Below are 24,580 nucleotides of genomic sequence, written 5' to 3'. Positions count from 1 at the left end.
GGGAGCGTCGGGCCCATCCCCTAGGGTGAAGGGAGACGACGATCACCGTTCCGGGGGGCTTCATGGGGATCGCACGCACGTGGATCTTTCCGATCCTGCGCATGCTGCTGGTGGCGATCATCGCCGCCGCACTGATCAAGCTGGCGTTCTTTCCCGATCGGCCCGCCGAGGCCGATCCGGCGCAGCCGACCGGGACCATCGTCGAGCCGACGGTCGCGGTGATGACCGGCACGATCACGAACGATGTGGTGATCACAGCCGCGGTGTCGGCCGATCCGGCGGTGCCGCTGAAATCGACCGCGGCCGGCACGGTGAACAGGATCTTCATCGCCCAGGGCGCGACCGTCGCCCAGGGCGACGTGATCTTCGACGTCAAGGTGCCGATCGAGCGCGACCCGGCCGACAGCGTGGATGCCGAGGGCAAGCCGAAGCCGGCGATCTTCCGCTACGAGGACGTCGAGGCGCCCATCGCGGGAACGCTCAGTTCGCTGTCGGTCATCGAGGGGCAGGAGCTCGCGGTCGGGGCCGCGGCCGGTAACGTCGCTCCGCCGTCGTTCTCGGTCTCGGGAAGCCTCGAGCCCGCGCAGCAGTACCGTCTGCTGAACCGCCCCGGCGAGGCATCCGTCACGATCACCGGAGGGCCCGCCGCCTTCACGTGCACGAACCTGCGCATCACGACCCCGCTGGCGGGGGAACAGGCCGACACGGCCCCGACGTCCGGCGACACCGGCTCCGCGGGCGGCGCGGCCGGTTCCGGCACGACCGCGACGTGCGCGGTGCCCGGCGACGTCACCGTCTTCGCCAGGCTCGCCGCCGAGATGACGATCTCGGGAGGCATCGCCGAGAACGTGCTCGTCGTCCCGACGACCGCCGTCCGCGGCGCCGCGCAGAGCGGCACGGTGTGGGTCTCGACCCCGGACGGCGCGGCCGAAGAGCGCGCCGTGGCTCTCGGGCTCACGGACGGCAGCCAGGTCCAGATCACCGAGGGGCTCACCGAAGGTGAGCAGATCCTCGAGTTCGCACCGGGCGCCATGGCCGGCGCGACGGACGGGTGCACCACCTACCCCGACGGCTCCATGTACTGCGAATCGGTCCCGCTGCCGTGAGCCTGCTGGAGCTGCGCGAGGTCACTCGCACGGTCCTCCCGCCGGATCAGCCCGCGCTGACGATCCTCTCGGGAGTGGACCTCACGATCGAGCCGCGCGACCACGTGTCGATCGTCGGCCGGTCCGGTTCGGGCAAGTCGACACTGCTGAACCTCCTTGGCCTGCTCGATCTGCCCACGAGCGGCGAGATCACGTTCGACGGTGACCCGGTGCGCCGGCTGTCGACCGCGCGCCGCGACCGCCTCCGAGGCGCGGCGATCGGATTCGTCTTCCAGCAGTTCAACCTGTTGCAGGGGCGCACAGCCCTCGAGAACGTCACGATGCCGCTGCTCTACTCCAGCGGACGCACGTTCTGGCGACGCACCAGGATCGCCGCCGAGATGCTCGACCTCGTCGGTCTCGGGCACCGCCTGCACAGCCTGCCGGACCGCCTGTCCGGCGGCGAACAGCAACGCGTCGCGATCGCTCGTTCCCTGGTGCGCGGGCCCCGCCTGATCCTCGCCGACGAACCGACCGGCGCGCTCGACCTCGACACGGGGCAGAGCGTCATGGAACTCATCGACGAGGTCGCCGAGCGCACCGATGCGGCCCAGGTGATCATCACGCACGACCCCATGATCGCCCGGCGCGCCCGGCGGCACTTCCGCCTCGATCGCGGCATCCTGACCCCCGTCGACGACCCGACGCTCGAACCGCGCACGCGGCGCGAGGTGCGGGAGATGGCGCCGACCGAGGACGCGGATGCCGACGTCGAGGAGGCCCGCTGATGCGCGCGCTGGCGAGCCTCGTCGGCGCCCTGCTCGAGGCATGGCAGGAGGTGCGGGTCCATCGCACGCGCGTGCTGCTGTCGCTCATCGGGGTCGCCGTCGCGGTGTGCTCGCTGACGACCGTGGTCGCCCTCGGCGCGATCGTGCAGCAGGCGAACCAGGAGATGAGCGAGCGGCAGAGCGGCCGTCCCGCGAGCCTGAACGTGTCGGCCTTCCGTCTGGACGGCGAGATCGACCCGCAGCGGATGGATGCCGCCTGGAACGACGTCGTGCAGCGCTACGACATCGCCTACGCGACGCGCGCGCAGCAGACGTCGCAGATGGTGCCGTTCGTCGGCGGCGTCGCCCAGGTCGCGACCCAGGCGGTCGATCAGCCCTACGGCGAGATGCACCGCGTCCGGATGCTCGAGGGCGAATGGTTCACGCCGATGGATGCCGAACAGCTGGCGCCGCGGCTCATCGTCAACGAGATCTTCTGGGACCGGATGGGTCGCCCCGACCTGTCCACGCACCCGGTCGTGGCACTGGGCGGACAGGCGGTGCCCGGCGCGGCTTCCGGGATCGCCCCGGGGGGAACGACCGCGGTCGTCGTGGGCGTCACACCGTCGCTGACGTGGGAGACCGAGCCCTCGATGTTCATGCTCGCCTCCCAGGCGCAGGCCGTGCAGGACGCCGCGATCGGTCGCGGCGGCGCGGACACCGCCGCGGGCGCGCCGTACGGGGGTGCCCCGCAGTCGCAGTACGAGATGTGGGTGCCGCCCGAGCTCGCCGATCAGCTGACGACGCTCGTGACCCGTGACCTCGCCGCCGCCCTGGGCGAGGGCACGGAGGTGAACATCAGCCGCCAGGACTGGGCGACGTACGGCGAGGATCCGTTCCTGGTCACCAAGATGGTCGTCATCGGCATCGCGGTGCTCGTACTGCTCCTGGGCGCGCTGGGATTGGTCAACATCGCGCTCGTGACCGTGAAACAGCGCGTGCGCGAGATCGGCATTCGCCGGAGCTTCGGCGCGACCGCGAGCCGGGTGTTCTTCGCCGTCATGATGGAGAGCGTCGTGGCCACGGTGGTCGCGGGAGCCGTCGGGGTGATGGCATCCATCCTCATCGTCCAGTCGCCGTGGCTGCGCGACCAGATCGGTCAGGGGATGGTGAGCGACTTCCCACCCTTCCCCGTGGATGCCGCGATCACCGGGCTCGTCGCGGCCACCGCGGTCGGTGCGCTCGCGGGCCTGCTGCCGGCTCTCGTCGCGGTCCGGGTGAAGGTGATCGACGCGATCCGGTACTGACCGGTCGCGTGAGGCGTGAGGGGTCAACAATCGTCGCTTCTGGTGGCTCGAGGCGACACATTTCGACCCCTCACGCGTTCAGGGGCGGGACTTCGCGAGCTCGCGACCGTACGTCACGGCGTCGCTCTCTGCCTTCAGCTTGAGCGCGAGGGCCGTGTCGGTGAAGGCATCCAGCGCCGGGTTGACCCCGACGAGCGTGAACGGCCGCTCGACGACGCGCAGGTCGAGACCCCAGACGTCCTCGAGCACGCGGCGCAGCCAGCCGGTCGAGTGGTCCCAGCCTTCCTTGGGCGTCCCCGGCGCGTAGTTGCCGCCGAGCACGGTCACGAGCGTCGCGGGCTTGCCGCGAAGGGCCGTACCCTGCGGGTCGATGCGCGGGTCGGTGTAGGCGAGGTCGAACCAGGTCTTGAAGTGCTGCGAGACGCCGTAGTTGTACAGCGGGACGGCGAACAGCAGCGCCTCGGCACCGATGAGCTCGTCGGCGAAGGTCGTCGCCAGGGCCTGCGCGGCACGCTGCCCCTCGGAGCGATCCTCTTCAGCGACGAACTTTCCCGTGACGGCGTCAGCCCAGGCGGTGGCGGGGACCGGGTCGGTCGCGAGATCGCGACGCGTGACACCCGCGTCGGGGTGCGCCGCGACCCACTCCTGCTCGACGAGGTCGGCGAGAGAACGGCTCGCGCTCGAGGCGGGGAGGATGCTGGCATCCAAGCGGAACAGCGACATGAGACTCCAATCAGAAAGTGAGAGTCACTCGTAAAAACAGAGCGGCTAGCCAGACTGTAGCACGCGTACGATAGGGGCATGCCCGAGAGCACGGATGACGAGGTGCACCACTGCGATGCCGCGGTGACGCTCGCCTTCTCGGTGCTCGGTAAGCGCTGGAACGGCATGATCCTGTCGTCGCTGGGATCGGGCGCCACGACGTTCGTGGGCCTGCGTCGGGCGGTGTCGGGGATCAGCGACGCGGTGCTCTCCGATCGTCTCGCGGAACTCGCGGCGACCGGTCTCGCCGTCCGCACCGTCGACGCGGGCCCGCCGATCTCGGTGTCGTACGAACTGACCGACGCCGGCCGCCGCGTGCTCCCCGTGCTGGATCAGCTGGGCGCCTGGGCGCGGGAGAACCTGGCTCCCGCCGGCGCCTCGCGCCCCTGACCGAACCGTCCCGGGGCCGAGCGGAAACGACGACGGCGCCTCTCCCGAGGGAGAAGCGCCGTTCCGATGTGGTGGACCTGAGGGGATTCGAACCCCTGACCTCCTCGATGCGAACGAGGCGCGCTACCAACTGCGCCACAGGCCCGGACAACTCGACAACACTATCACGCAGCCCTCGCACACACCGACGCGTGCCACCTCCCGGGCGTGCCGCAACCGGTGCTTACTGACCCGACGCGCGACGCTCGAGGAGCTGGCGCACGTGGTCTTCGATCTCGGCGTCGTCGACGTACCCCATCGCGGTGTACGGCGAGACGGCCGCGGGACGGGCGACCTCGATCGGCGTGGGAGCCTGCGACTCGGCGATCTCGCGCGCGACCTGCTCGCGAGCGGCTGCGCGCAGCGCCTCGCGGGCGAGCTGCTCGTCGACGACGGCCGCGGCACGTGAGCCCGCCGACGCCACGAGGGGCCGCGGCAGCTCCCGGGGAGTCCACGTCGGGCGCGGAGCCGGGGCGGCGGCACCGAAGTCCTGCACCACGACCGGGGCGCGTTCGACCGCGACGGCCACCGGCCGGGCGGTCGCCCGAGCCGCAACACGCGCCAGACGCTGCAGCACGACGAGCGCGAGAACGACGGCCACTCCCCCCGCCACCAGCAGAACGGGTGCCGCACCGAGGAACACCTGGATGCCACCGGCCACCGCGGCCGCGAGCCCCAGGCCCGCGAAGATGGTCGTCGCGAGACGGAACCGGCGACGCGCACGCGCCCGTCGGAGTTCAGGGCGGGCGACGGCGGCCGCGCGTTCGGCGTGAGCCCTTTCCACGGCCGCGGCCTGCTCGGCGCGCGTCTTCTCCAGCGCCGCGGCGCGCTCGGCCTTGGCCACCTCGATGGCAGCCGCGCGTTCGGCGCGGGCGAGTTCGAGGGCGGCGGCGCGCTGCTCATTCACGAGGTCGCGGTCACGGGCGGCCTCCAGACGAGCAACCTCGAGCCGGGCCTTCGCCTCGGCCAGGTCGGTCTGCGCCTTATGCGCCTGCACCTGGCGGGCGAGCTTCTGCTGCTGGTGGGCGGTGCGAGCCGTGAGCTCGAGGTGCACCTCGCGCGGAGTCTCCGCCGTCTCGGCGAGCACACGCAGCGCCTGGTTCAGGCGCACGGCGTTGCGCTCCGCCGACGTGTAGCGATGCCGGCTCTGCCACGACGGCAACAGGTACACCAACCACAGCGCGACCGCGACGAAGACGATCACCCCGCCGCCGAGAACCTGTCCACCCATGGCACCACGGTAGGTCACGGCGGGGTCACACCTCGGCATCCCCCCGCGTGTCGTGCGCGTGGATCGCGAGACTGCACCTGATCGGCGAAACCGCCGCAGTCCGCGGGCATCTCGCCCGCCGGATGCACTCTCGGCGTCGGAGCAGTCTCGAGCTCGGTGGCGCGGACTAGAGCCGATCCGCCGGAGGGATGCGCGCGGCGTCGGGCGGCACCTGGCCGCGCTCCCAGCGGTCGAGGACGCCGTGCGGCACCTCTTCGCGGACGAGGGCGAAGGCGTAATGGTCGCGCCAGTCACCGTCGATGTGGATGTAGCGCCGGCGCAGTCCCTCGTAGCGGAACCCGAGCTTCTCGACCACGCGCAGACTCGCGTGGTTCTCGGGACGGATGCAGATCTCGACGCGGTGCAGATTCAGTTCGGTGAAGCACACGTCGGTGGCGAGAGCGACGCCGATCGTCGTGATGTTGCGACCCGCGTACTCCTCCGCCACCCAGTACCCGATCGTCGCCGAAGCCAACGAGCCGCGCGACACTCCCCATACGTTCAGCTGACCGGCGACCTCGTCGTCCCACTCCATGACGAAGGGAACGCCGAGGCCGTCGCGATACTGCTGAAGGAGACGCCGGATACCCAGGCGCATGTCGAACGAGACGGGCCCGTCGGGGCTCGTCGCCTCCCACGGCCGCAACCACGAGCGGTTGTCGATCAGCTGCTGCTGGAGGACACGCGCGTCACGATTGCGGATGAGACGGATCGACACCTCGCCGCGCCGTCGTGGGACGGAAAGATCCATGGCATCCCGTCGGGTCAGAGACCCGCCGCGAACTCCTTGAACCACGGGCGAAGGGCCGGACCCAGGTCTTCCCGGTCGGACGCGAGCTGCACGATCGCCTTGATGTAGTCGACACGGTCACCGGTGTCGTACCGACGACCGCGGAAGACGACGCCGTAGACGCCGCCACCATCGCCGCCGCCGGTGGCGAGCTCTTCGAGCGCATCGGTCAGCTGGATCTCGCCGCCCTTGCCGGGCTCGGTGTGCTCCAGGATCTCGAACACGTCGGGGCCGAGCACGTACCGGCCGATGATGGCGAGGTTCGAGGGAGCATCCTCGGCCTTGGGCTTCTCGACGAGCTGCGTCACCTTCACGACGCCGTCGTCGTCGGTGGGCTCCACCGCGGCGACACCGTAGAGGTGGATGTGCTCGGGGTCGACCTCCATGAGGGCGATCACCGTTGCGTTGCGCTTGGTGTACTCGTCCATCATCTTCGTCAACAGCGGGTCGCGCTCGTCGATGAGATCGTCGCCGAGCAGCACCGCGAACGGGTGGTCGCCGACGTGGCTGCGGGCGCGGAGCACCGCGTGACCGAGGCCCTTGGGTTCGCCCTGACGCACCATGTGCACGTCGGCGAGGTCGGACGAGTGCTCGACCTTGGCGAGCTTGTCGTGGTCGCCCTTCTCACGCAGCTTCGTCTCTAGCTCGGGCATCGAGTCGAAGTGGTTGGCGATGTTGTTCTTGTTGCGGCCGATGATGATGAGGACGTCCTGGATGCCGGCTCCGGTCGCCTCCTCGACGACGTACTGAATGGCGGGCTTGTCGACGACCGGCAGCATCTCTTTCGGCATGGCCTTGGTGGCCGGGAGGAAGCGAGTACCGAGTCCTGCGGCCGGGATCACGGCCTTGAAGGGCTTGTTAGGCATGCGCATACCCTACTGGTGTCGTGCGACAGCGCTGTTACCCATCCCGCACGCACATACACTTACTGCATGCCCGACAGCATCGAGCAGGCCAAGCGTGCTCTGCGTGCGGATCTGCGTGAACGACGCCAGATCGTGTCGGCGCACGGGCGCGAGGCGGCCGAGGCCGGCATCAAAGAGCAACTCGATGCACTCGTCGACCGGCTCGGCGCGCGCAGCATCTCCTGCTTCCTGTCGACGACCACCGAACCGGGCACGCACGCCTTCGTGGCGGGTGCCGTGGCGCGTGGCATCCGGGTCCTCCTTCCCATCACGCGCGAGGACGGGCTCCTGGACTGGACGGTGGCGACACCGGATGCCGAGATCGCCGAGGGTCTGTTCGGACTGCCCGAACCGGTCGGCGACGTGCTCGGACCGATCGCGGTCAACGACGTCGACCTGCTCGTGATCCCGGCCGCCGCGGTGGACCGCCGCGGCATGCGTCTCGGCTGGGGCCGCGGCTACTTCGACAAGACCATCGGATCCATGGAGAAGTGCCCGCCCGTCTACGCCGTCATCTTCGATTCCGAGTTCCTCGACGACGTGCCGCGCGACGTGCACGACCAGCCCGTCACGGGCGTCGTGACGCCGACACGCACGTTCGCGATCGACTCCGCAGCCTGACCACCCGAAGGACACGCCCATGCCTACCTACGCCTACGCCTGCAAGCAGTGCGGTCACCGTTTCGACGCCGTCCAGGCGTTCTCCGACGCAGCTCTCACCGAGTGCCCCGAATGCGGTGGCGAACTGCGCAAGCAGTACGGGTCGATCGGCGTGACCTTCAACGGCTCGGGCTTCTACCGCACCGACTCCCGCGGGTCGAATGGAGCCGCCTCCGGCGCGGCATCCGGCGACTCGAGCGGATCTTCGACATCATCGAGTTCGGAATCGACGAAGACCGCGTCCGCCCCGGCATCCTGACTCTTCGGCGACGCGGCGGAAAGGGAGCCACGTCGTGATCAAGGGATTCAAGGAGTTCATCCTCCGCGGAAACGTCATCGACCTCGCGGTCGCCGTCGTCATCGGCGCAGCGTTCACGGCGGTGGTCAATGCGATCGTGAGTGCGATCATCAACCCGATCGTCGAGATCTTCTACGTGGCCGACGAGAACGGCGAGTTCGGACCGAGCATCACGGGTCTGTACGGGCAGACCGTGACGTTCCCGCTCGGCTCGCTGCTCACCGCGGTCATCAGCTTCTTCGCGGTCGCCCTCGTGGTGTACTTCGCCTTCGTCTTCCCGATGAACCGCTGGAAGGCGCGCGCGGCGGCCCGGGCGGGCGTCGTCGAGCAGACCGACGAGCCGAAGCTCCCCACCGAGCAGGAGCTTCTCGTGCAGATCCGCGACCTGCTGGAGCGTCAGCCGCGCGCCTGATCGCGAGCCGCGCTGAAGAACGCCCCCGCTTCGAGACACGCCACCATACGGCGCTTCTCGCAGCGGGGGCGTTTCGTGTCGTTCAGTAGTGCGGCGGGACGTCGCGCAGCAACTGGGCGTCGTTCGGGCCGGATGCCACCGGGGCGGCGGGCCGCTCCCGGGTACGGTCGTCGGCGGGTGCGGGCTCCGCGCTGGTCCCCGGCGCCGGCAAGAGGCGTGCGCGCCGCGCTCCACGCACCCGCACCACCGGCTGACGTGCTCCGGCGGGCGCCTCCCGGTCTTCGGCGTCGGGACCGGTGGCATCCGGAGTCGAGGCCACCGCGCTCACCCGGGCAGGTCGAGGGGCTCGGTGCTCGTGCCCGGCGCCGCGGCGTCGTCCGGCGCACGCCCGAGGAGCTCGGCGATCTTGGATGCCACGCCCGCGGGGTCGCTGTAGAGATCGAACGCGTGCACCCGCACGTAGTGCCAGCCGAGCCGGCGGAGGATCTGCGGACGCAGCCGCAGGGTCTCGCGGAGGGACTCGCCGATCGTCTCGGGGTCGCTCTCGGCCACGACCGCCTTGCCGCGGTAACGCGCCACGAGCGGGAGCAGACCGCGGTAGTCGAGGTCGACCTCCACTCCGAGACGGCGGAGTTCGCGGGCGAGCGCACGCGTGAGCGGGTCGGCGAGGTCCTCCAGGCGGGACTCGCGGCCTCGGCCGGCGAGGTTGCCGAGGATGCCCATGAGCGTCGCGGCGCCGTGTTCGAGACGACCGTCGTCGAAGGCCGACGGACGGATCGACGAGACGATGACCATCGACCGGCGAGCCCGGGTCATGCCGACCGTCAGCAGACGCTCTCCGTCGGGGGTCGAGAGGTCGCCGAAGTCGCTGAGCACACGGCCGTGACGGGTGAGACCGAAACCGAGCGAGAACACGACGCGGTCGCGGCTCTCGGCCACGGACTCCTCGAGGGTCAGCACGGCGAAGGGCTCGGCGGCATCCCGCGAGATGAACGCGGCGACGTCGGAGCGTCCCGCGAGCGCCGCCTCCACCGCCGCACGCACGCGCTCGGCGTGCTTGCGACTGGCGGTGACGATCATCAGCGACTCGGTGGCGCGGTTCACCGCGTGCTCGACGACCAGGGTCACGACACGGGCGACCTCGGCATCCGGACTCTCGACCGCGCCGCTGACCGGGTCGGGCGCGCCGACGCCGTTCTCGACGTAGTCGACGCTGAGGCTGCCGCGTCCGAGGTACGAGCCCGCCCAGGGAAGGGACACGATCTCGCCGCCGTAGAACGCGTCGTTGACCAGCTGCGCGAGGTCTTCGCCGCCCGCGCGATAGCTGCGCGTGAGCGTCTCGACGGGGAACAGCTCGGCGATCCGCTCGAAGACGGACACGGTGTCGAAGAGGACGTCGTCCGCGTCATCGGCGGCCGTCGGGGAGAGCGAGGCGCTCACACGGAACGGTGTGGGCTTCTGGACGACGGGATCGCCGAACAGCACGACCTGCCGGGCGCGCAGCAGCGCCGGAACGGCCTCGGTCAGGCACAGCGCAGCCGCGTCGGCGACGATGACCGCGTCGAAGGCGAGGTCGGTCGGAACGTCGGGGACGTCGTACGGGGATGCCAGCCACACCGGTGCGAGCGTGCGCAACAGGGTCGGAGCGGCATCCGCGATCTCCTGCGCGGTGTGCAGACCGTCCTTGAGCGCGGACTTCAGCGCCGCCGCCTCGTCCGGGTGATCGACGATGCCGATGCGCCACTGCTTCGCGAGTTCGGCGGCCAGCAGGGGTCCGGCCGCGGCCGCGTGCGCCTCGTCGACGAGACGGAAATCGCGCTCGAGGCGGTCGACGACGCTCGTGTTGGCCCCGAGGAGCGCCCGATCGGTGCGCAGCAGGTGCTCGAGCGCCGACTGCCACCAGGCGAACTCGAGTTCGTCGCCGACCCGGTCTTCCGGGACGTGCCGCACCGACAGCTCGACGAGGAGCTGCTCGAGACCGAGGCGCGCGAGTTCTCCGCGCAGCTGCGCGCGCTCGACGAGATTGTCGAAGAACGTCGACTCCGCCGCCAACCCCGCGAGCGTGCGGACGAGCACCTGCACCGGCAGCGTCGCGAGGCGCTCGGAGCCCTGCCGCCCCAGGATCTGGTCGAGTTCGCCGAGCATCGCATCGACCCGCTGCCAGCCGACGTGGACGTCGGCCAGGCCCAGCGGCACCTCGGGCGTGACGCCCGCGTCCACGACGCGTTGCCACTCGGTGCGCTGCTGCTGGATCCGCACGAGCGCCTCGTACATGTCGGGCACGTGGACGCCGGGCCGCACGTACTCCTTCGACAGCCGGCGCAGACGCCGACGGTTCGGTCCGCTCATCGCGGACGAGTCCCGCCGCGGCGAGTGCGCGTCGATGAGCTCGCCGAGCGGTCGCTCGAACACGGTCGGGCTGAAGCGATCCAGCGACTCGCGGATGCCCTGCAGCAGCTTCAGGTACGCGCCCAGCTCGGACACCGTCTGGAAGGGCCGCATGCGCGTCTGCGCGATGAGCTCGTATCCGCGTTCGAGGAGGCGCGGAACGTCCTGCGCGTGCAGCTTGCCCGCGAGGTCGTGGGCGGCGCGCGCGTCTTCGGTGCGCGTGAAGCTCACGCCGTACCAGGGCGAGTCGTCGGGGCCGAAACGGAACTCCCCCAGGCGCGCCGCCGTTGCCAGCGCCTTGGCCGCCGCGTCGCGGCGTCCGGCGAGGCGTTCGAGCGTCGCGAGATCGAACCGGGCGGTCGTCGAGGGCGCCGGAGAGATGGATGCCAGTGCGGTGAGCGCCCGCAGCACGTCGAGCGCCGAAACGCCCAGCGCCAGGTGCGGCTCGGTGACGGCGGAGCGGTAGTCGCGCAGCACCGACCGCAGGCGGACGAGAGCGTCGTCGATCTCGGAGACCTTGGGCTGCTCGGCCTTCTCGTTGCGACCGATGGCACGGATGAGATCGCGGCGCACGTGGGTCGGCGACACCGCGAGTCCGGTGAGTCCCACACCGGCGAGGCGGTGGCGGATGCCGTCCAGCGTGGAGCGGCGAGCGCTGACGACGAGGACGCGCTTGCCCGCGTGCACGCACTGACCGATCGCGTTGATGATCGTCTGCGTCCCGCCCGTGCCGGGCAGGGTGTGGACGGCGAGAGAGTGACCGGCCGCGATCCGGGCGAGGACCCGTTCCTGCTCGGCATCCGCGTCCAGGAGAAGGGTGTCGGCGGCGGGCGTGCGCTCGTCGGGGCTCGTGACGACCGGGTCGGACGGACGCACGGTGACGCGCGCGCGATCGTCGGGGTGGCCGGCGAGCGCGTTCAGCAGGGCGACATCGAGGTGCTGCGTGTCGCGCGCCATGCCCGATCCGACGTCGGCGAACGACGAGATGATCAGACGGGGGTGGACGACGAACGTGGGCACGTGCGTGGTGAGGCGACGCAGGTGGTCGATCACCGGTTGCGGCTTGAAGACCCCTTGGTCGTACGCGAGGCTCGCGAGCGCGGTGCTGTCGATGGGGATGCCGAGGTGGGTGCGGAAGGCGCGGGCCAGCTCGGGGTTCATGACGAACGCGCCGTGGAGCTTGAGTTCGAAGTCACCGTTGTGACGGCGGATCGCGAGCGGCCTCAGCAGCACCGGGGCGGACCACTCCACTCCCCCGATCTTCCAGCCGGCCAGGCCCACCGCGAGGTGGACGGGCTCGAGGCCACGGGCCGTGCGCAGCTCGACGTTCTTCGCCGTGATGCGCTCCGCGGCGATGCGGGCGGTGCGCAGGGCGACCTCGTCGCGGAACAGATTCGACAGGAGCGTCGCTCGACCGGTGATGAACTGCGGCAGAGAACCGGGGTGGGCCTTGGTGATGTCGATGCCGGCGTCACGCGCGTCGTCGAATCGCAGCAACGTCGATCGCCCGCCGAGGGCAGCCGCCTCCGCGCGGATCCGGTCGCGTTCGGGGTCGGCGACGTGACGAACCACGATGCCGGGCTCCGACAGTCGCAGCTCGCCCGGATCGATCGACGTCGGAACGTCGCCTTCGGCGCCCGTCACGACGCCGTCCTCAGCTCGCCACACACCTGCCAGACTAAGCCGGGCACCTGCAGAAGGCGTGCAGCGGACCCGAGTTTCGCTCGATTGCGCGACACGCCGGACGATCGGCCCTTCCTCCCCCGAGGCGCGATTGCGGGGACCGTCCACCGATCGGCCGGAAGCCGCCGCGGCGGGCGCGACGCGTGATGAGGATGAAGGAATGAGCACAGTCACCAGCACCGTCTACGACGGCCCCTTCGCCCCGATCCTGCTGACCTTCGTCGACGACGCCCTCGTTCATCTCGATGTCGCGCACGACGGCATCGATCTTGCTCGCGCAGCGATCGCGCAGCGCCTGGGCGTCGTTCCCGACCCCGATCCGGCGCCCGCGAGGGACGCGACGGTGCAGCTCGACGAGTTCTTCGCGGGCCGGCGGCGGGTGTTCGAGATCCCGCTCGACTGGCGCCTGGTCACCGGCTTCACGAGATCGGCGCTGGAGGCGGTGCGACGCATCCCCTACGGCGAGGTCGCCTCGTACGGCGAGGTCGCGATCATGGCGGGGTCCCCCGGGGCGGCGCGCGCGGTCGGAACGGCGTGCGCGATGACGCCGTTCTCCATCGTCGTCCCGGTGCATCGCGTCGTCCGCGCCGACGGGTCGATCGGGGAATACGGCGGGCATCCCGAGGTGAAGCACTTCCTGCTCGACCTCGAGAACGAGGCGGCCGACCGGTTGCGGACTCCGGCGTAGCGGCGTCCGCGGCGGGGCGGGGCGACGGGCGCGGCGGTTCGGGTCGCGGCGGCCGCGGCGGGGCGCGTGCCGGCTCGCCCGCTCGGCGACGACGCACGGCCACCTCACGCACGTCGCCCGACCCGGCTGGGGCCGGATCGGGCGACGACGGTGGGTCAGGTCAGTGACTGGATGCCTTCTCGGCCCCGAACCCGGTGAGCGAGCGCACGTCCATCTCCGCGGCCTTGCGCGGGTCTTCCTTCCGCCGCGACGTGATCGATCCGAGCCACCCGAGCACGAACCCGAGCGGGATGGAGACGATGCCGGGGTTGTTCAGCGGCCAGATCGCCACGCCGGTGTTCGCGAACACGCTCGTGGGTCCGCCCCAGAACACCGGGGAGAGGAGGATGAGCACGAGCGCCGAACCGAGCCCGCCGTACATGCTCCACACGGCACCGCGGGTCGTGAACCGTCGCCAGAAGAGCGAGTACAGGATCGTCGGAAGGTTCGCGGACGCGGCGACCGCGAAGGCGAGCGCCACGAGGAACGCCACGTTCTGCCCCTGCACGCCGATGCCGCCCAGGATGGCGAGCACACCGATCACGATGACCGTGCGCCGCGCGACCTTGACCTCACCGTCGGGCGGCACGTTGCCCTTCTTCACGACGTTCGCGTAGATGTCGTGCGCGAACGACGCCGCCGCCGTGATCGTCAGTCCTGCCACGACCGCGAGGATCGTCGCGAACGCCACCGCCGAGATGAACCCGAGCAGGATCGGTCCGCCGAGGGCGAGGGCCAACAGCGGCGCCGCCGCGTTCACTCCACCGGGAGCGGCCAGGATGGCCTCCGACCCGACCAGGGCGCCGGCTCCGTAGCCGAGCACGAGGGTGAGGAGGTAGAACAGACCGATCAGCCAGATGGCCCACACCACCGACCGGCGTGCTTCCTTGGCCGTGGGCACGGTGTAGAACCGCATCAGCACGTGCGGCAGACCCGCGGTGCCCAGCACCAGCGCGAGCGCCAGCGAGATGAAGTCCCACGGGTTGGCGCCGTACTGCAGCCCCGGGGCGAGAATCGCCTCGCCCTTCGGCGACGCCGCGACGGCCTGCTCGAGCAGGGTGTTGAGGCTGAAGCCATTGATCGCGAGGACCCAGATCGTCATGACCACGGCCCCGCCGATGAGCAGGAACGCCTTGACGATCTGCACCCAGGTGGTGCCCTTCATCCCGCCTATGAGCACGTAGACGATCATGAGGACGCCGACGACCGCCACGACGATCGATTGGCCGAGGCGCTCCGTGATGCCGAGGAGGAGCGAGACCAGACCGCCCGCACCGGCCATCTGCGCGAGCAGATAGAAGAAGCAGACGGCGAGGGTCGTGATCGCCGCAGCCATGCGCACCGGCCGCTCCTTCAACCGGAACGACAGCACGTCGGCCATCGTGAACTTCCCCGTGTTGCGCATCAATTCGGCGACCAGCAGCAGCGCCACCAGCCATGCGACGAGGAACCCGATGGAGTACAGGAACCCGTCGTACCCGTTGATCGCGATCGCGCCGACGATCCCGAGGAACGACGCCGCCGACAGGTAGTCGCCGGCGATCGCGAAACCGTTCTGGGGTCCCGTGAACGACCGGCCCGCGGCGTAGTAGTCCGCGGCAGTCTTGCTGTTGCGACTGGCGCGGATGACGATGAACAGCGTCACCGCGACGAACGCCCCGAAGATGGAGATGTTCAGGACGGGGTTGTTCTCGACCGTCTGCACGGCGGCGTGCACGGTGCCGAAGACCTCGTTCACGACACACCCCCCTCGGCGCGCTCGAGCTCGACGCGCAACTGCTCCGCACCGGGGTCGAGCCGGCGGTTGGCGTACGCCACGTAGCCCATCGTGATCGCGAAGGTCGTCACGAACTGCCCGAGTCCGAACACCAGGCCCACCGTGACCGCCCCGAAGACGGGCTGAGCCATGAAGGCCGGCGCGAACGACGACAGCAGCACGTACACGAAGTACCAGACGAGGAACGCCACGGCCATGGGGAAGACGAAGGTGCGCTGGCGCCTCTTCAGTTCCCGGAACGGGGCGGACTCCTCGACCGCGATGTAGTCGACGCCCCGCGGGGCACCGTCGATCCTTCTATCCGTCATGTGGCCTCCTTGCCTCATGAGACCGGTGCCACGCAGCACCGGAGGAGAAAAACGCCGGGTCGGAGAACCTTCCCGATGGTAGGGTCGACGCTACGAAAGGCGGCGACGCAGCCGTCACCCCCGGAAGTAGGTAGTTCGTGGGAGCACCGTCCGCACTCCGTGACGACGCGACGCTCGTGTCGCGCGCGGTGACCGAGCTCGCCCGCCGTACGCACTTCCCCGTCGCATTCGGCGGACTCGAACACGACGGCGCCGTGCACGTGTCCACGGTGGTCGGCGCCCGCACGCGCAGCATCGACGGGCTCGTCGTCCACGCCGAGCGCGGACTCGGCGGTCGCGCCCTCGTCGAAGGGCGCCCGCGCCTCGCCCTGGACTACCGCACGGCCCGAACGATCACGCACGATTACGACCGCGCCATCCTCGGCGAGGGCATCGCGACGCTGTTCGCCGTGCCCGTCCTCGTCCGCGGCAGCGCGCGCGGCGTGCTGTACTGCGGCTCGTGGGCCCAGGCACCGCTCGGCGAGCGCGAAGCGCGGCCGGCGTTCGACATCGCCGGCGAGCTCGGAACGGAGCTACGCGTTCGCGACGAGGTCGACCGTCGCCTGGCCGCCACCACCGCCGGCGACGACGGCCTGAGCGCGGGAGCCCGCGAAGAGATCCGTCAGAGCTACGCCCAATTGCGCAGCATCGCCGCGACCGTCGACGACGCGAGCGTGCGGCGCCGACTGGAAGAGCTGGAGTCCCGCCTCGCCGCGCTCTCCGGCGACACGGCGACCGAGCCCCAGGGAGCCGGCATCCACCTCTCCCGTCGCGAACTCGACGTCCTCGCGTGCGCGGCCGTCGGGGCGACGAACGGCGAGATCGCGGCATCCCTGCACCTTCGTGAGACCACCGTGAAGTCGTATCTCGCGTCGGCGATGTCGAAGCTGGATGCCTCGACCCGGCACGCCGCCGTGGCGCGGGCCCGTCGAGTCGGTCTGCTGCCGTAAGCCGCGGAGGGGGCGGCCTGAGCGGTCCGTGAGAATCCCCTGGCAATGGCGCCGTGAGGTTGAGACCGCGACGGATTCTCGGAATCGTGGCTGGCCCCTGACGTCGACACAGAAGGAGAGTCACCCATGCTGACGCTCACCGAAGAGGCCACCACCGCCGTCAAGACCATCGCCGCCCAGCTGCCGGACGCCGCCCAGGGCGGTGTGCGCATCGAAGGCGCAGGCTCGCCGGAGTCGCAGTTCCGCCTGTCCGTCGTGGACGGCCCGGAGCCGCAGGATGCCGTCGTGGAGAACTCCGGCGCGCGCGTGTTCCTCGACGCCGACGCCGCCGAGGTGCTCGACGACCGCGTGCTGGACGCCCAGATCGACGGGCAGGGTTCGGTGCAGTTCGCCGTCACCCAGGCCTGATGTTCCCCGACGATGCCCCGGCCGCGCGCCGGGGCATCGTCGTGTGCGGGGGCGAGGAACTCAGACGGGGCCACGCCGCAGCCACGCGACGACGAAGATCACGAGGCCCGCAACCAGAGCGGCGAGCACCCACAGCACGATGAGGTAGTCGATCCACGAGCCGATCGGGGGCGACCCGGGCAGGAAGTTGCGCAGCGGGATCGTCGCGAACAGCATGGCGCCCATCCAGCCCAGAGTCGTCACCTCGACCTTGCGGCGCCCCCGGAGCACGACGATGGCGACGACCAGCACGAGCGCGGGGATGATCACCATCAGCGTGAGCAGCACGATGCCGAAAGCGATGGTCGAGCCCGAGCGCGCGACGGTGATGTCCACCGCGACGAGCCCCTCCCCCAAGGGCGTCTCGGTCACCGCGATATCCCATCCGGGGATGCCGCGCTTCGCCGGCTGCACCGTCGTCGGCAGCGGCATCGAGTCACCGTTGGCATCGTCTTCGAGCGCCGTCATGATCGACCGCACCGCATATCGGTCGAACGGCCAGTTCTCGATCTCGCCGTCCATCACGAGCGACGTCTGGATCGGCGAGATGAGATCCCCGTCACCGTACTCGGTCGCCGTCGATCCGGCGACGGCCGACACGAGCACTCCGAACGGGCGGAGCGCGACGAGGCCGTTCGTCACCGTGCCGTCCTCGCCCTGCGTCGGCACGATCGACACGGTGAAGCGATTGGTCGTGGCATCCATCTTCTCGGGAGTGAGCGAGAGCGCGACCGTATCCCCCGACGTCTCGCCCCCGGTGCTCGCGACGACGTCGCCGCTGCCGGCGTACAGCCCCACGACCGTGGCATACAGGGCCGCGAACAGCACGATGCTCGTGACGGACCACAGGATCGGACGGCGACGAGACGACCTGGGACCACTGCTCACGGGAGTCAGTGTGGCAGAGCGACGGGGGACGCTGTGGTGCCCCCGACAGGATTCGAACCTGCGACGCCCGCGTTAGGAGTGCGGCGCTCTATCCCCTGAGCTACGGAGGCGGGGCTGCCGTCCAGCCTACTGCGGCACCACCGGTGCACTCGCGCGCAAGCGCTCACCCAGGGCCGGGTCCCACTCCCCCGGCTCGGACAGCACGGCCTCGCGCACGTCGACGCCGTCGGCACCGACGGTCGCGGCGCACACGAGCAGGGACTCCAGGACGAGACCGCCGTGCGCGTCGCGCCGGAGCACCGAAGCGGACGGATCCGCCGTAGATGCCGCGACCACCTCGAGCCACGGGCCCCACCACTCATCGTCCTCCGCGATGCCCGCACGGCGGAAGTCCTCGAGCCAGCGGCCGATGCGCGGAGTGCCGAGGTCGTCGGGCGCGTGATGGGCGATCATGTGGGTGCCCGGGGCGAGCCGGGTGCGTCGGGCCGTGAGACCGTCCCATTCGACGACGGTGGCGCCGTCGGCATCCACCTCGACGAGGTTGAATCCGCGGGTCGTCGGTGTCTCCGGAAGAGACCCCGCGACGGACTGGAGGGGGATGCCACCCCGGCTGACGACCTCGTCGTCGGAGCGCTCTGAGAGGTCCTCGCGATTCAGGAGCACGGCGAGTCGTCGCGCGGCCGGGTCGACGGCGAGCCACGCCCCGCCCGCGCGGTCGTCGCGGACTCCGTGGACGCCGGGCTGATCGGGCCACCATCCGCCGAGACCCCGCCAGGGGCGGTTCCGATCCTCGTCGCGCACGGCCAGCATCCGGACGGGTCGGCCGCTCTCACGCGGGACGTCGATGACCACGGTGCACATTTCTCCCACGCTAGCGCCGCTCGAGCCGGGGTGGGGGCGCGGCATCCGGCATCCGTTTCGAGAACAGGGGATGCCACGAAGACAGGCCGATCTGTCGCGAATCACCCTGTTTCGGGCGCGGCGCCTGTTCTCACAACGCCGTCGCGCGGCCCCCACCTGGGAGACTGGGGCCATGTTCGTCGTCGTGGGAGTCACCGGAGGCATCGCCGCCTATAAGACCGTCGGCCTCGTCCGGCTGCTCGTGAAGGCCGGGCACGACGTGCACGTCGTCCCCACCGATGATGCCGTGCGCTTCGTCGGCCTGCCCACGTGGGAGGCGATCAGCCGCAACCCGGTCACGACGTCCGTGCACGACGACGTCGCCCGCGTGCGGCATGTGGCGCTCGGCCAGTCCGCCGACCTCGTCATCGTCGCCCCGGCCACGGCCAACACCCTCGCGGCGATGACCGCGGGGCTCGCCTCCGACCTGCTCGGCACGACGCTCCTCGCCACCACCGCGCCGGTCGTCGTCGCTCCGGCGATGCACACCGAGATGTGGCGGCACCCCGCGACCGTCCACAACATGGAGGTGCTGCGCGCCCGCGGCGTCCACGTCGTCGGCCCGGCCGACGGCGCACTCACCGGCGGCGACAGCGGACCCGGGCGAATGTCGGAGCCCGACGAGATCGTCGCGGCCGCCCTCGCGCTCGTCGAACGCCCGCGCGACCTCGCGGGCCTCTCGGTGCTCGTCAGTGCGGGCGGTACCCGCGAACCGATCGACCCGGTCCGATTCCTCGGCAACCGATCGAGCGGGCGGCAGGGCGTCGCCATCGCCCGCGCTGCGGCCGACCGAGGTGCGACCGTCACGCTCGTCGCCGCGCACCTCGATGCCGATGTCCGGCCCGATCCGCGGGTCGAGGTCATCTCGGTCGGGACGGCCGACGACCTCGGACGGGCGATGGATGCCACCTCCCCCGCCGCCGACGTCGTCGTCATGGCCGCGGCGGTGGCGGACTACTCCGTCGCCGCGGTGTCGGAGCACAAGATGCGCAAGCAGGATGCTCCCGGTGGCCTGACCCTGGAACTCGTCGAGAACCGTGACATCGTCGCGGGGCTCGTCGCCGCGCGCCGCGTCGGCCAGACGATCGTGGCGTTCGCCGCCGAAACCGTCGACGACGACGAGGAACTGCTCCAGCGCGCCCGCGCCAAAGCCGCGCGCAAGGGCGTCGACGTGCTGGCGGCGAACGCCGTCGGATGGACGCGAGGGTTCGAAACCGTCGACAACGCCCTCACGATCGTCGGACGTGACGGAGACGTCGTGGCGGTGGCATCCGGGTCGAAGGACGACACCGCGCACGCGTTGCTGGACGCGATCCTCGCGGTGCGCTCCCGCTGAGCGAGAGCCTCTGGGTCAGTACCCGTAGGACTGCAGTTCCTCGATCACCGGGATCATCGCGGTGAACAGCATGACCACCCAGATGGAGACGGCGACGATCGTGATGATCGTGACCGCGATCCATCCCCACACCGGGCCGAGGCCCTTTCCGGTCTGGCGACGCAGGACGACGGCGCGGCCGATGATGTAGACCGCGCCGCTGGAGAGCAGCAGCACGAAGAAGCCGAACGCCCAGTGGAAGGGATTCTGGATGCCACGGGCCCGCAGCTGACGCCAGTCGAGATACGAGAACAGGACGATGAGGCCCGCGAGGACGAAACTGGCGATGGAAGCACCGGCCGTCACCGCGAGCGACGACGACGCGGCGTAGGGCGCCGCCTCGGGGAATGCGGAGGCGTAGAGCGACTCCTGGACGTAGGTGTTCCAGTCGAAGAGGAACAGCACGGCGAGCGACAGCAGCGGAAGCGCGACGACCAGCCAGATCCACACGGTGCCGGTCGGGATGTCGCGGCGAACGGGGGCGGCCGTCGGCGCGGCAGGGGCCGTCGGGTAGGCGGTTCCGCCGGGGTACGCGGCGGCCGGTGCCGGGGTGCCGGGGTAGGCGGGTGCCCCCGGGGAGGCGGGAGCGGCGGGCGCGGCGGAGGCACCGAGGCTGGGCTCGGCACCGAAGGAAGCCGGGGCCTCGGGCACCTCGGGCAAGTCGGGAGCGGCGGGCGCAGCGGACGCCTCGGGCGCGGCGGAGGCCTCGGGCACGGCGGGAGCGGCGGGGGCCTCGGGCACGGCAGGGGCCTCGGGAGCGGCGGGAGCGTCGACGCGCGCGCGCACCTCGTCAGTCCACGCGGTGCCGTTCCAGCGGCGGAGCCCGCCGGTTCCGGCGGGGTCGGGGTACCAGCCCTCGGGCGGCGTGGGCGTATCGGTCATGTCGTTCCCCCTGTGATGCGTCGGCATAACGTGTGTGCCCCGAGTCTAGTGACGGCCACCGACGTCACCGGAAGTCCCGCGAGGCGTGCGCCACCCCCACGCGCAGATCGGTGAACCCGTCCGCGACGACGTTCGTGACCCCCTCGACCGACCTTTCGAGCATGCCGCGGACGATGAGCGCGGGCGACTCCCGCACGATCCGTCGATACCGGTTCCACACCCCCACCGAGCACACGATGTTCATGAGGCCGTGCTCGTCCTCGAGGTTGAGGAACGTGATCCCGGATGCCGTGGCCGGCCGCTGCCGATGCGTGACGAGTCCCGCCACCTCGACGCGACGGTCGCTTTCGGCCGTGCGCAGCTCGTGCGAGGTCAGCACGCCCCGCGCATCGAGAGCCGAGCGGAAATGGGTGAGCGGGTGGTCGTCGGCGGAAAGGCCCGTCGCCCACAGGTCGGCGGCGAGTACCTCGTAACTCGACGGGTCGGTGAACAGCGGCGGCTGCACGAACGCCACGGAGTCGGGAAGGAACTCGGGCCGGTCCAGCGCCGCCGACCCCGACAGCCAGATCGCTTCGCGTCGCGAGTGCCCGAGGCACTCGAACGCCCCGGCCGTCGCGAGCGCCTCGAGTTGAGCGGTCACGAGACCGGTGCGGCGGACGAGGTCGCGCAGATCGCGGTAGGCGCCCCCGCGCTCGCGCTCCGCGACGATGCGGTCGGCGACCTTCACGCCGATGCCGGTGACGCCCGCGAGCCCCATTCGCACCGCGAACGCCCCGTCGCGGCGGTGGGCCTCGGTCTCGTCGGGGGCCGAGCGGTCGAAGTCCCCCGTCGGGGGCTGGTCGGCGCACGCGCACGCGTCGAGCCCGGTCGCGGGGCGCCGGCGGTCGGCATCCGGCTCCCCGGTCTCATCGTCGAGCGGCTCGAGCCCGGCCTCGACGCCCGAGCGCCGGAGGTCGGGGCGTCGCACACGCACCCCGTGTCGACGAGCATCGGCGGTGAGCGTTGCGGGCGAGTAGAACCCCATCGGCTGCGCGCGGAGCAACCCCGCGAGGAACGCGGCCGGGTAGTGGAGCTTGATCCACGAGCTGGCGTAGACGAGCAGCGCGAACGACAGCGAGTGCGACTCGGCGAATCCGAAGTTCGCGAACGCCTGGATCTTCGCGTACAGCTCGTCGGCCACCGCCCCCACGAGCCCGTTCTCGGCCATGCCGGCGTAGAGCTTCTCGCGCAGCGAGTCGATGCGCTCGAGCCCGCGCTTCGATCCCATCGCGCGTCGGAGCAGGTCGGCGTCCTCGGCGGTGCAGTTGCCCACCGCGACGGCCATCTGCATGAGCTGCTCCTGGAACACCGGCACGCCCATCGTGCGCTCGAGCACGGGCCGCAGCCGCTCGTGCACGTACGTGATGGGCTCCTGCCCGAGCTTCCGCCGCACGAAAGGGTGCACGGCGCCGCCCTGGATCGGCCCCGGTCGGATCAACGCGATCTGCACCACGAGGTCGTAGAAGCGCCGGGGCTGCAGGCGCGGCAGGAGTCCCATCTGGGCGCGCGACTCCACCTGGAACACGCCGATCGAGTCGGCGCGGCAGAGCATGTCGTACACCGCCTTCTCTTCCTTGGGCAGGGTGGACAGCTCCCACCGCTCGCCCGTGGCATCCCGGATCAGGTCGAAGCAGTACTGCAGCGCCGCGAGCATGCCGAGCCCCAGCAGGTCGAACTTCACCAGCCCCATCCAGGCGGCGTCGTCCTTGTCCCACTGGATCACGGTGCGCTTGTCCATCCGTGCGTGCTCGATCGGCACGACCTCGCCCACGGGACGATCGGTGAGCACCATGCCGCCGGAGTGGATGCCGAGATGCCGCGGAGCTTTCAACAGCTCGGAGGCGAACTCGATGACCTCGTCGGGGATGTCGTGGTCGGCACCCGTCTCGAGCGTCGCGCCCCACCGTTCGACCTGCTTCGACCACGCGTCCTGCTGACCGGGCGAGTGCCCCAGGGCGCGGGCTATGTCGCGCACGGCGTTCTTGGGGCGGTACTGGATGACGTTCGCGACCTGCGCCGCGCGGTCGCGGCCATAGGTCTCGTACACCCACTGGATGATCTCTTCGCGGCGATCGGAGTCGAAGTCGACGTCGATGTCGGGCTCTTCGTCGCGCAGGCTCGACAGGAACCGCTCGAAGGGCAGCCGGTAGAAGATCGAGTCGACCGCGGTGATGTTGAGCAGGTAGCAGACGGCGCTGTTCGCGGCCGAGCCGCGCCCCTGGCACAGGATGCCGCGCCGCCGCGCCTCGGCGACGATCCCGTAGACGATGAGGAAGTAGCCCGGGAAGTCCTTCATCTCGATCACCTCGAGCTCGCGCTCGATACGCCGCCGGTCGTCGTCGGAGAGGTTCGGATACTTCCGCGGCACGGCCTCCCACACCAGGTGCCGGAGCCACGACATCGGCGTATGCCCCTCGGGAACGGTCTGCTTCGGAAGCGCGGGCTTGGCCCGGCGCAACGGGAACGCGAGCTCGTCGGCCAGCGAGACGGTCCGCGCGACCGCGCCCGGATACCGGGCGAACCGCGCTGCCATCTCGGCCCCCGAGCGCAGGTGGGCGCCGGCGTGCGCGGGGAGCCAGCCGTCGAGCTCATCGAGGCTGCGGTTCGCGCGGACCGCGGCGACGGCCGCGGCCAGCAACTCCTTCTTCGGCGCCGCGTAGTGGACGTTGTTCGTGGCGAGCACGGGAAGGCTCCGCTCGGCGGCGAGAGAAGCGAGCAGGTCGTTGTGGGCCGAGTCCAACGGACTCCCGTGGTCGATGAGCTCCACCTGCACGGACTCGGGTCCGAACAGATCGACCAGGCGGTCGAGCGCGCGAGCGGCTCCCGCCGGACCCTCGGATGCCAGAGCCTGACGCACCGCCCCCTTCCGGCATCCCGTGAGCACCGCCCACTGCGGATCGGTGCGACCACCGGCGCGCTCGGCCAGGTCGGCGAGATCGTAGACCGGTCGCCCCTTCTCGCCACCCGCGAGCTGGGCGTGGGTGATCGCAGCGGCGAGCCGGTGGTACCCCTCTTCGCCGCGGGCGAGCACGAGCAGGTGGGAGCCGGCGGGATCGGGCTGACCGTTCTGCGGCCCCGGGAGCCCGAGCGAGAGTTCGGCGCCGAAGACGGTGCGCACGGCGCGGGCCTCGGCCGCCTCAGCGAACCGGACGATGCCGTAGAACCCGTCGTGGTCGGTGAGGGCGAGCGCGTGAAGGCCCAGCTTCTCGGCCTCTTCGACGAGCTCTTCGGGCGAGGAGGCCCCGTCGAGGAAGGAGTACGAGGAATGGGCGTGCAGCTCGGCGTACGGGACAGCGTCGGCGGGACGCGCGATCGTGGGAGGAACGTAGGGTCCGCGTTTGTGCGACCAGGCGGGGCTGTCGCCGCCGTCACCGTTCGCCGGAGCGGAGACAGGCCTGCGCGTATCGCTCAGCGCCCGTTCGAGTTCCGACCACTTCACCGGCGGGTTGTGGAAGCCCATCAGCGCTCCCCCATCCGCCGCGTCGCGGGAGT

At 70.7% G+C, this 24,580-nt stretch carries 23 protein-coding genes and 2 tRNA genes; 11 read left to right on the top strand and 14 right to left on the bottom strand.

The features are described 5' to 3' along the window. Positions 1 to 62: 62 nt before the first annotated feature. The 3 genes from D8Y23_RS03800 to D8Y23_RS03790 are packed head-to-tail and all read left to right on the top strand — an operon-like array spanning position 63 to position 3,159. Entirely contained in the window at positions 63 to 1,106 is a 1,044-nt protein-coding gene (locus tag D8Y23_RS03800; RefSeq protein WP_128216840.1) for an efflux RND transporter periplasmic adaptor subunit, read from the top strand. Then, positions 1,103 to 1,873, top strand: coding sequence for an ABC transporter ATP-binding protein (locus D8Y23_RS03795; protein WP_128216839.1), 771 nt, complete (start codon positions 1,103 to 1,105; stop codon positions 1,871 to 1,873). The genes D8Y23_RS03800 and D8Y23_RS03795 overlap by 4 nt, the downstream gene beginning before the upstream one ends. Beyond that, a complete protein-coding gene (locus D8Y23_RS03790) occupies positions 1,873 to 3,159 on the top strand; it encodes an ABC transporter permease (protein WP_128216838.1) in 1,287 nt (428 codons plus the stop codon). The genes D8Y23_RS03795 and D8Y23_RS03790 overlap by 1 nt, the downstream gene beginning before the upstream one ends. 78 nt (positions 3,160 to 3,237) lie before the next feature. On the opposite strand, the gene D8Y23_RS03785 is transcribed toward D8Y23_RS03790, so the two are convergent. Beyond that, positions 3,238 to 3,882: an FMN-dependent NADH-azoreductase gene (locus tag D8Y23_RS03785; RefSeq protein WP_128216837.1), complete on the bottom strand. Its 645-nt coding sequence runs from the start codon at positions 3,880 to 3,882 to the stop codon at positions 3,238 to 3,240. Positions 3,883 to 3,960: 78 nt separating this feature from the next. Here D8Y23_RS03785 and D8Y23_RS03780 point away from each other — a divergent pair, with 78 nt between their 5' ends. Then, positions 3,961 to 4,311: a winged helix-turn-helix transcriptional regulator gene (locus tag D8Y23_RS03780; protein WP_128216836.1), complete on the top strand. Its 351-nt coding sequence runs from the start codon at positions 3,961 to 3,963 to the stop codon at positions 4,309 to 4,311. Between the two features lie 69 nt (positions 4,312 to 4,380). Here the strand turns inward: D8Y23_RS03780 and D8Y23_RS03775 are convergent. The 4 genes from D8Y23_RS03775 to galU all read right to left on the bottom strand — a co-directional run bounded on the left by D8Y23_RS03775 (position 4,381) and on the right by galU (position 7,276). Then, positions 4,381 to 4,456, bottom strand: a tRNA-Ala gene (locus D8Y23_RS03775). 78 nt (positions 4,457 to 4,534) lie between these two features. Next, on the bottom strand, positions 4,535 to 5,581 hold the full coding sequence (locus tag D8Y23_RS03770) for a large exoprotein (protein WP_128216835.1): 1,047 nt from the start codon (positions 5,579 to 5,581) through the stop codon (positions 4,535 to 4,537). A 166-nt stretch (positions 5,582 to 5,747) separates the two neighbouring features. Beyond that, complete coding sequence (locus D8Y23_RS03765; protein ID WP_128216834.1) at positions 5,748 to 6,371, bottom strand: GNAT family N-acetyltransferase; 624 nt, start codon at positions 6,369 to 6,371, stop codon at positions 5,748 to 5,750. Between the two features lie 14 nt (positions 6,372 to 6,385). Continuing rightward, entirely contained in the window at positions 6,386 to 7,276 is an 891-nt protein-coding gene (gene galU, locus D8Y23_RS03760) for a UTP--glucose-1-phosphate uridylyltransferase GalU (RefSeq protein WP_128216833.1), read from the bottom strand. A gap of 66 nt (positions 7,277 to 7,342) precedes the next feature. On the opposite strand from galU, the gene D8Y23_RS03755 reads away from it, so the two are divergent. Genes D8Y23_RS03755 through mscL form a run of 3 tightly spaced genes read left to right on the top strand, consistent with a single transcriptional unit; the run spans position 7,343 to position 8,685 of the window. After that, a complete protein-coding gene (locus D8Y23_RS03755; RefSeq protein ID WP_128216832.1) occupies positions 7,343 to 7,936 on the top strand; it encodes a 5-formyltetrahydrofolate cyclo-ligase in 594 nt (197 codons plus the stop codon). A 19-nt stretch (positions 7,937 to 7,955) separates the two neighbouring features. Then, positions 7,956 to 8,234 carry an FmdB family zinc ribbon protein gene (locus tag D8Y23_RS03750; protein ID WP_128216831.1) on the top strand — a complete coding sequence of 93 codons (279 nt, stop codon included), beginning with the start codon at positions 7,956 to 7,958 and terminating at the stop codon, positions 8,232 to 8,234. A gap of 34 nt (positions 8,235 to 8,268) precedes the next feature. After that, positions 8,269 to 8,685 (top strand): large conductance mechanosensitive channel protein MscL, encoded by a 417-nt coding sequence (gene mscL, locus D8Y23_RS03745; protein ID WP_128216830.1) that lies wholly within the window; start codon positions 8,269 to 8,271, stop codon positions 8,683 to 8,685. A gap of 82 nt (positions 8,686 to 8,767) precedes the next feature. Here the strand turns inward: mscL and D8Y23_RS03740 are convergent, their stop codons facing one another. Beyond that, positions 8,768 to 9,013, bottom strand: coding sequence for a hypothetical protein (locus D8Y23_RS03740; protein ID WP_128216829.1), 246 nt, complete (start codon positions 9,011 to 9,013; stop codon positions 8,768 to 8,770). Continuing rightward, complete coding sequence (locus D8Y23_RS03735) at positions 9,010 to 12,717, bottom strand: AAA family ATPase (protein WP_128216828.1); 3,708 nt, start codon at positions 12,715 to 12,717, stop codon at positions 9,010 to 9,012. Before D8Y23_RS03735 ends, D8Y23_RS03740 begins: the two co-directional genes overlap by 4 nt. 199 nt (positions 12,718 to 12,916) lie before the next feature. On the opposite strand from D8Y23_RS03735, the gene D8Y23_RS03730 reads away from it, so the two are divergent. Beyond that, positions 12,917 to 13,444 carry a methylated-DNA--[protein]-cysteine S-methyltransferase gene (locus D8Y23_RS03730; protein WP_128216827.1) on the top strand — a complete coding sequence of 176 codons (528 nt, stop codon included), beginning with the start codon at positions 12,917 to 12,919 and terminating at the stop codon, positions 13,442 to 13,444. A 160-nt stretch (positions 13,445 to 13,604) separates the two neighbouring features. Here the strand turns inward: D8Y23_RS03730 and D8Y23_RS03725 are convergent, their stop codons facing one another. Together D8Y23_RS03725 and D8Y23_RS03720 are read right to left on the bottom strand one after the other, a co-directional pair. Further along, positions 13,605 to 15,221 carry a solute symporter family protein gene (locus D8Y23_RS03725; RefSeq protein ID WP_164878130.1) on the bottom strand — a complete coding sequence of 539 codons (1,617 nt, stop codon included), beginning with the start codon at positions 15,219 to 15,221 and terminating at the stop codon, positions 13,605 to 13,607. Then, positions 15,218 to 15,568: a DUF485 domain-containing protein gene (locus tag D8Y23_RS03720; RefSeq protein WP_205796809.1), complete on the bottom strand. Its 351-nt coding sequence runs from the start codon at positions 15,566 to 15,568 to the stop codon at positions 15,218 to 15,220. The genes D8Y23_RS03725 and D8Y23_RS03720 overlap by 4 nt, the downstream gene beginning before the upstream one ends. Positions 15,569 to 15,705: 137 nt before the next feature. Here D8Y23_RS03720 and D8Y23_RS03715 point away from each other — a divergent pair, with 137 nt between their 5' ends. Continuing rightward, on the top strand, positions 15,706 to 16,557 hold the full coding sequence (locus tag D8Y23_RS03715) for a helix-turn-helix transcriptional regulator (RefSeq protein WP_128216826.1): 852 nt from the start codon (positions 15,706 to 15,708) through the stop codon (positions 16,555 to 16,557). A gap of 126 nt (positions 16,558 to 16,683) precedes the next feature. Beyond that, positions 16,684 to 16,965 (top strand): Fe-S cluster assembly protein HesB, encoded by a 282-nt coding sequence (locus D8Y23_RS03710; RefSeq protein ID WP_128216825.1) that lies wholly within the window; start codon positions 16,684 to 16,686, stop codon positions 16,963 to 16,965. A 60-nt stretch (positions 16,966 to 17,025) separates the two neighbouring features. Here the strand turns inward: D8Y23_RS03710 and D8Y23_RS03705 are convergent, their stop codons facing one another. The 3 genes from D8Y23_RS03705 to D8Y23_RS03695 all read right to left on the bottom strand — a co-directional run bounded on the left by D8Y23_RS03705 (position 17,026) and on the right by D8Y23_RS03695 (position 18,753). After that, a complete protein-coding gene (locus tag D8Y23_RS03705) occupies positions 17,026 to 17,892 on the bottom strand; it encodes a DUF4436 family protein (protein ID WP_164878129.1) in 867 nt (288 codons plus the stop codon). Positions 17,893 to 17,926: 34 nt separating this feature from the next. Then, a tRNA-Arg gene (locus D8Y23_RS03700) sits at positions 17,927 to 18,002 on the bottom strand. A 16-nt stretch (positions 18,003 to 18,018) separates the two neighbouring features. Continuing rightward, complete coding sequence (locus D8Y23_RS03695) at positions 18,019 to 18,753, bottom strand: NRDE family protein (RefSeq protein ID WP_128216823.1); 735 nt, start codon at positions 18,751 to 18,753, stop codon at positions 18,019 to 18,021. 172 nt (positions 18,754 to 18,925) lie between these two features. Here D8Y23_RS03695 and coaBC point away from each other — a divergent pair, with 172 nt between their 5' ends. After that, positions 18,926 to 20,128: a bifunctional phosphopantothenoylcysteine decarboxylase/phosphopantothenate--cysteine ligase CoaBC gene (gene coaBC / locus D8Y23_RS03690; protein WP_128216822.1), complete on the top strand. Its 1,203-nt coding sequence runs from the start codon at positions 18,926 to 18,928 to the stop codon at positions 20,126 to 20,128. 15 nt (positions 20,129 to 20,143) lie between these two features. On the opposite strand, the gene D8Y23_RS03685 is transcribed toward coaBC, so the two are convergent. After that, the gene (locus tag D8Y23_RS03685) at positions 20,144 to 21,049 is read right to left on the bottom strand and encodes a DUF2510 domain-containing protein (protein ID WP_164878128.1); all 906 of its coding nucleotides are present in this window, start codon (positions 21,047 to 21,049) and stop codon (positions 20,144 to 20,146) included. 64 nt (positions 21,050 to 21,113) lie between these two features. Next, positions 21,114 to 24,548, bottom strand: a complete 3,435-nt coding sequence (locus D8Y23_RS03680; protein WP_128216820.1) for an error-prone DNA polymerase — start codon at positions 24,546 to 24,548, stop codon at positions 21,114 to 21,116. Positions 24,549 to 24,580 lie beyond the last annotated feature (32 nt).

Origin of the sequence: Microbacterium enclense (assembly GCF_004022425.1) — a bacterium.
GTDB lineage: Bacteria > Actinomycetota > Actinomycetes > Actinomycetales > Microbacteriaceae > Microbacterium > Microbacterium enclense_A.
Note: the sequence above shows the minus strand (reverse complement) of the source record. Positions and strands in the feature narration are given on the sequence as shown.

Coding starts and splice junctions, on each gene's coding strand:
- D8Y23_RS03710 (WP_128216825.1), top strand. CDS start 16,684: ATGCTGACGCTCACCGAAGAGGCCACCACCGCCGTCAAGACCATCGCC.
- D8Y23_RS03785 (WP_128216837.1), bottom strand. CDS start 3,882: ATGTCGCTGTTCCGCTTGGATGCCAGCATCCTCCCCGCCTCGAGCGCG.
- D8Y23_RS03750 (WP_128216831.1), top strand. CDS start 7,956: ATGCCTACCTACGCCTACGCCTGCAAGCAGTGCGGTCACCGTTTCGAC.
- D8Y23_RS03730 (WP_128216827.1), top strand. CDS start 12,917: ATGAGCACAGTCACCAGCACCGTCTACGACGGCCCCTTCGCCCCGATC.
- D8Y23_RS03770 (WP_128216835.1), bottom strand. CDS start 5,581: ATGGGTGGACAGGTTCTCGGCGGCGGGGTGATCGTCTTCGTCGCGGTC.
- coaBC (WP_128216822.1), top strand. CDS start 18,926: ATGTTCGTCGTCGTGGGAGTCACCGGAGGCATCGCCGCCTATAAGACC.
- D8Y23_RS03780 (WP_128216836.1), top strand. CDS start 3,961: ATGCCCGAGAGCACGGATGACGAGGTGCACCACTGCGATGCCGCGGTG.
- D8Y23_RS03720 (WP_205796809.1), bottom strand. CDS start 15,568: ATGACGGATAGAAGGATCGACGGTGCCCCGCGGGGCGTCGACTACATC.
- D8Y23_RS03755 (WP_128216832.1), top strand. CDS start 7,343: ATGCCCGACAGCATCGAGCAGGCCAAGCGTGCTCTGCGTGCGGATCTG.
- D8Y23_RS03695 (WP_128216823.1), bottom strand. CDS start 18,753: ATGTGCACCGTGGTCATCGACGTCCCGCGTGAGAGCGGCCGACCCGTC.
- D8Y23_RS03685 (WP_164878128.1), bottom strand. CDS start 21,049: ATGACCGATACGCCCACGCCGCCCGAGGGCTGGTACCCCGACCCCGCC.
- galU (WP_128216833.1), bottom strand. CDS start 7,276: ATGCCTAACAAGCCCTTCAAGGCCGTGATCCCGGCCGCAGGACTCGGT.
- D8Y23_RS03790 (WP_128216838.1), top strand. CDS start 1,873: ATGCGCGCGCTGGCGAGCCTCGTCGGCGCCCTGCTCGAGGCATGGCAG.
- D8Y23_RS03765 (WP_128216834.1), bottom strand. CDS start 6,371: ATGGATCTTTCCGTCCCACGACGGCGCGGCGAGGTGTCGATCCGTCTC.
- D8Y23_RS03680 (WP_128216820.1), bottom strand. CDS start 24,548: ATGGGCTTCCACAACCCGCCGGTGAAGTGGTCGGAACTCGAACGGGCG.
- D8Y23_RS03800 (WP_128216840.1), top strand. CDS start 63: ATGGGGATCGCACGCACGTGGATCTTTCCGATCCTGCGCATGCTGCTG.